The 4,235-nt window shown below is 69.2% G+C and carries 4 protein-coding genes; 3 read left to right on the forward strand and 1 reads right to left on the reverse strand.

Features of this window, described 5'->3' with window-relative positions:
- Window positions 1-60 precede the first annotated feature (60 nt).
- Window positions 61-738 carry a GAP family protein gene (locus ACWGI8_RS40545; protein WP_453668459.1) on the reverse strand — a complete coding sequence of 226 codons (678 nt, stop codon included), beginning with the start codon at window positions 736-738 and terminating at the stop codon, window positions 61-63.
- Window positions 739-1,397: 659 nt separating this feature from the next.
- Between ACWGI8_RS40545 and ACWGI8_RS40550 the strand changes: the two genes are divergently transcribed.
- The 3 genes from ACWGI8_RS40550 to ACWGI8_RS40560 all read left to right on the forward strand — a co-directional run.
- Window positions 1,398-1,625, forward strand: a complete 228-nt coding sequence (locus ACWGI8_RS40550) for a ferredoxin (protein ID WP_453668460.1) — start codon at window positions 1,398-1,400, stop codon at window positions 1,623-1,625.
- Complete coding sequence (locus ACWGI8_RS40555; protein WP_453668461.1) at window positions 1,622-3,019, forward strand: NAD(P)/FAD-dependent oxidoreductase; 1,398 nt, start codon at window positions 1,622-1,624, stop codon at window positions 3,017-3,019. The genes ACWGI8_RS40550 and ACWGI8_RS40555 overlap by 4 nt, the downstream gene beginning before the upstream one ends.
- Before the next feature lie 16 nt (window positions 3,020-3,035).
- Window positions 3,036-4,235 (forward strand): cytochrome P450 (locus tag ACWGI8_RS40560; RefSeq protein WP_453668462.1); only part of this gene is annotated, 1,200 nt, incomplete at its 3' end.

The following is a 4,235-nucleotide window of genomic DNA, read 5'->3' on the forward strand; positions in this document are numbered from 1 at the left end:
GGAGGGGACCCGCCCCGCAGCCACGGGCCGCAGACCTGCGACCGCCGGACGGTGCCGCTGTCAGGAAGTGAGGATGCCAATGCCGTCACCGAGCAGCTTCAACCCGAAGACGAGGAACAGCACCGCCATCACAGCGACGTTGTGCACCGCGGCCCAGTCCTTCCAGCCGCTGAGCGTGGTCTTCGCTCGATCTCCCCCGATCAGGAAGACTCCCAGCGGGGTCAGCAGTCCGAGCGCGCCGATCAGCACGAAGATCGCCAGCGACGCGATCTGCTCCACGACAGGAAGCCCGGACGAGGCGATCGAGGCGGCGGCGGCGATGATCAGCGGTGCGTTCTTGGCGTTGAGTGTGGCCAGCCCCAGCGCAAGTCCGAAGACCCTCACCGGCGTGAGGCGGTCGAGCGTGGCCATCCACTTCGGCAGCTGCGCCTCGGAGGCATTCGCAGGGCGCCGGTGCCACAGCCGAGCACCGAAGAAGACGAGCAGCACTCCCAGGGCAAGCTTGAGGCCGCCTACCCAGGTGGCCGGCTGACCACCGGCGGAACCGCCCCCTGATCCGGCGACAGCCAGCGTCACCCCGCCCAGCGCCGACAGCCCCAGAATCCAGCCGGCGGCGAACAGCAAGCCGTTCAGCCGTCCCCGAGGCGTGGCGAGCACGAGAATCATCGCGATGATCGGAAGCGGGCTGATGGCGACGGCGGCCGCAAAACCCAGCACGTCACCAAGGACTTTACCCATGCCGACCTCCGGTGGGGGATCAGGGCGATCAGCTGGGCAGGGCTCGGCCGAAGTGACCCGACAGCCCGTGCCGAGAGCCGCGTGACTGCCCTTGGGCCTGGGCCACAGAGCGTTCGAACATGTCCACAGACAACGTAGTTCGCATCTCGTCCGGCCGCATGACGCAGACGCCCGACGGGTGAACGACGCTGACCGCCGCGCGATACGTTCTCAGCACCTGCACCCGGCAGCGCGCGTACCGACGGCCTCCCAAATCGATCTGCCCAGCGCGGCTCGGGCCCCCACGGCGAGTGCCGGCCCCTCCGAGCCGGTACGCCGCCGTCAAGGACAACAGCCGCGGACACAGGCGGGTGGTCGTCTCCGCGGGCATCGGCTGACGCCGGCATGTCCCGTTCCCGAGCGGGCGATGTCTGCGCGCACGGGATAGGCTGCTGACGACAAAGTCAAGTTCTCCGGGCGCTGTTCCAGACGCCGGTTGCATTATTCGCAACGATCACTTCCACCTGTGGAGACCTTTGACGAGCGGGGTTGTCACCCTCGCATGCGAAGGGGTGGGCAGCGGCCGAATTTCTTCCTCGCAGGCCCACCCAGCGGGTTGCGCGCTGCAGCGGCGCCGCCTCGGAGCCCGCAGCTCTGCAGTCCCTGAATGGAGGATCGGGATGAGAGTTGTCGTAGATCTTTCCCGATGCCAGGGATATGCGCAGTGCGCTTTCCTGGCCCCGGACGCGTTCCGGATGCACGGCGAAGAAGCTCTGATGTATGACCCGAACCCCGACGATGCCCAGCGCGAGCAGGTGCTGCGCGCCGCGGCAGCCTGCCCGCTCCAGGCGATTCTGGTCGACCAGCTGGAAGGGCGGGACGCACCCGTGGGGGCGTCGCGGCCATGACCAGCGCCGACACCCTGAAGGAGTTCAAGCGCGACGGCCGCATCGTGATCGTCGGGGCGTCACTGGCGGGACTCCGGGCCGCGGAGGCTCTGCGCGACGAGGGTTTCACCGGATCGTTGACCATGATCGGTGACGAGTTGGGGGAGCCCTATGACCGGCCCCCGCTGTCCAAGCAGGTGCTGACCGGGTGGGTACCGGCCGGGGGCACCACGCTGCCGCGCCGTCGTGACATCGACGCGGAGTGGCTGCTGGGCGTGCCCGCCGACGGGCTGAACCTGGCGAACAACCACGTGCATCTCGCCGACGGCAGCGAGGTTCCCTTCGACCGGGTGCTGATCTCCACCGGGGTACGGGCCCGGCCGTGGTTCGTCGAGACCGAGGCGGCCCTGGACGGAGTGTTCGTCGTACGCACGCGCGAGGACGCCGACGGCCTGCAGCGGGCCCTCGCCGCCGGGCCCTCCCGTGTGCTGGTCATCGGCGCGGGCTTCACCGGCTCCGAGATCGCCTCCATCTGCCGCGAGCGGGACATCCCGGTGACCGTCGCCGAGCTCGCGTCGGCCCCGCTGGTCGGGGCGCTGGGCGCCATGATCGGTGAGGTCGCGGCGGACATGCAGCGCGCCCACGGTGTCGACCTGCGCTGCGGTGTCAAGGTCACCCGGCTGGAGGGCGACGCGCAGGGGCGCTTTCGCCGCGCTCACTTCGACGACGGCAGCACCGTCGACGCCGACGTGGCGGTGGTGGCGCTCGGCGGCATCCGCAACACCGAGTGGCTGCAGGACTCGGGACTGGCGGTAGGCGTATGGGGAGTCGCCTGCGACTCGGGCTGCCGCGCCTTCGACGTCAACGGCCTGGTCACCGACGACGTCTTCGTCGCCGGAGACGTGGCACGCTGCCCGAACCCGATCTACGAGTACCGGTTCATCTCGCTGGAGCACTGGGCCAACGCCGTGGAGCAGGCCGAGATCGCGGCGCACAACATGGTCAGCGGCCAGGCGGACCGCTGGCCCCACCTGACCATCCCGGCGTTCTGGTCGATCCAGTTCGGCGTCAACATCAAGTCCGTTGGTGTGCCGACCTTCGCCGACGAGGTCGTCGTCGCCCAGGGATCGGTGTCCGACCACCGCTTCGTCGCTGCATACGGCTACCAGGGCCGCGTCACCGCGGCGGTCAGCTTCAACAACGCGAAGTGGCTGGACCACTACCGGCAGCTGATCGAGACGGCCGCGCCCTTCCCGCCGCCCTGTCCCACGCCCGACCAGCCCGCCGACGCGAAACCGGTGCCTGTCGACTTCCCCGGCCTCACCCCGCTCAGCACGGGCGCCACGGTGGTCGTCACCGGCCATGACCCGGGCGAGCGGCGCGTCACGGCCCTGCGGCAGAACCGTCGGAGGTAATCGGAGGTAAGGCGACATGACCACGACCGAGACGCCCGACATCCTGCACCGGATCCTCGACTACTCCACCCGGGCCGACCCGTACCCGCTCTACGCCGAGCTGCGCCGGACGCCGGTGGCCCTGCTGGAGGACGGCAGCTACGTCATCAGCACCTACCGCGAGCTCACCGGCATACTGCACGACCCGCACCTGAGCTCCGACGTCCGCAACCTTTCGCGGCCGATGCCCGCGGTCGAGGGGCGTGCCACGCCGTCGTTCATCAACCTCGACCCGCCCGAGCACGACCGCCTGCGGCGCCTGGCCATGCGCCACTTCGGCCCCCCGCACACCCCGGGGCGGGTGGACGGCATGCGACCCGACCTGACCGCCATCGTCAGCGGCCTGATCGACGACTTCGCGGGCAAACAGCAGATCGACATCGTCGACGACTTCGCCTACCCGTTCCCCGTCACCGTGATCTGCCACCTGCTCGGCGTGCCACGCGAGGACGAACCGCGGTTCCACCTGTGGGTGAACGACATCATCAACTCGATCGACTACGACCCCAAGACCGACCCGAAGGAGAAACTGGACAACGGCGTGCAGGCCACCAAAGACCTGCGCCAGTACCTCGGCGGGCTGCTGGAACAACGCCACGGCCGGCCGGGCGACGACCTGCTGACACGACTGGCCAACGATGACGGGCCCGACGGGCGGATGACCGACGAGGAAATCATCAGCACCGCCAACCTGCTGCTCATCGCCGGCCACGAGACCACCGTCAACCTCATCACCAACGGCATGCTGACGCTGCTACGCCACCCGCAGGTGCTGCAGCGGCTGCGCGACGAACCGGAGCTGATCGTGCGACTGGTCGAGGAACTGCTGCGCTACGAGCCACCCGTGCACATCATCCCGTGGCGGGCGGCGTACAGCGACATCACCGTCGCCGACACCGTCATCCCCAAGGGCTCGAAGATCATGCTCATGCTCGCCTCGGGCAGCCGCGATCCGGACCGCTTCGACGAACCCGACCGCTTCGACCCCGACCGGCAGGACAACCAGCACCTCGGGTTCGGCAGCGGCATCCACCTGTGCTTCGGCGGCCCGATGGCCCGGCTGGAGACCCAGATCGCGCTGAGCGAGCTGGTCCGCCGCCTCGACAATCCCCGCCTCGTCGCCGACCCACCGCCGTACCGGCCCAGCCCGATCCTGCGAGGTCCGATTCATCTGCAC

Source organism: Streptomyces sp. NPDC054841 (genome assembly GCF_053611045.1).

Coding starts and splice junctions, on each gene's coding strand:
- ACWGI8_RS40545 (WP_453668459.1), bottom strand. CDS start 738: ATGGGTAAAGTCCTTGGTGACGTGCTGGGTTTTGCGGCCGCCGTCGCC.
- ACWGI8_RS40550 (WP_453668460.1), top strand. CDS start 1,398: ATGAGAGTTGTCGTAGATCTTTCCCGATGCCAGGGATATGCGCAGTGC.
- ACWGI8_RS40555 (WP_453668461.1), top strand. CDS start 1,622: ATGACCAGCGCCGACACCCTGAAGGAGTTCAAGCGCGACGGCCGCATC.